Below are 440 nucleotides of genomic sequence, written 5' to 3'. Positions count from 1 at the left end.
ATTGGCTGCGGCGATCAAACCGATCTACGCGGCCGCCAGTGCGGAAGCTGCGCAGGCTGAACTTGATGCCTTTGCGGATGGTCCATGGGGGCAGAAATTCCCCACTGTCAGTCTCGCGTGGCGTAACGCCTGGGATCGTGTGATCCCGTTCTTTGCCTTTCCCCCGGGCGTGCGCAAGATCATCTACACGACAAATGCGATTGAAAATATCAACTCGCAACTGCGCAAGATCATCAAGACACGCGGGCACTTCCCGACCGACGAGGCGGCAACGAAACTCATCTGGCTGGCACTGCGCAAGATCACAACCCATTGGGGCAGTGCTGCCCATGACTGGAAGACGGCCATGAACCAATTCGCTATCCTTTATGCAGATCGATTCGTTCGACCTTCCGTGTAATTACTCAATCTGCCTCGAACACGGAAATACTGACACCCCC

General features: G+C 55.7%; 1 protein-coding gene. It reads left to right on the top strand.

Annotated elements, in window-relative coordinates; all coding sequences use genetic code 11:
• Nucleotides 1-400 (top strand): transposase (locus tag QCE63_RS35545; RefSeq protein WP_309839951.1); only part of this gene is annotated, 400 nt, incomplete at its 5' end.
• Nucleotides 401-440 lie beyond the last annotated feature (40 nt).

The sequence above is a fragment of the Caballeronia sp. LZ065 genome (assembly GCF_031450975.1).
Taxonomy (GTDB): domain Bacteria; phylum Pseudomonadota; class Gammaproteobacteria; order Burkholderiales; family Burkholderiaceae; genus Caballeronia.
This window is presented reverse-complemented; position numbering and strand designations above follow the sequence as displayed.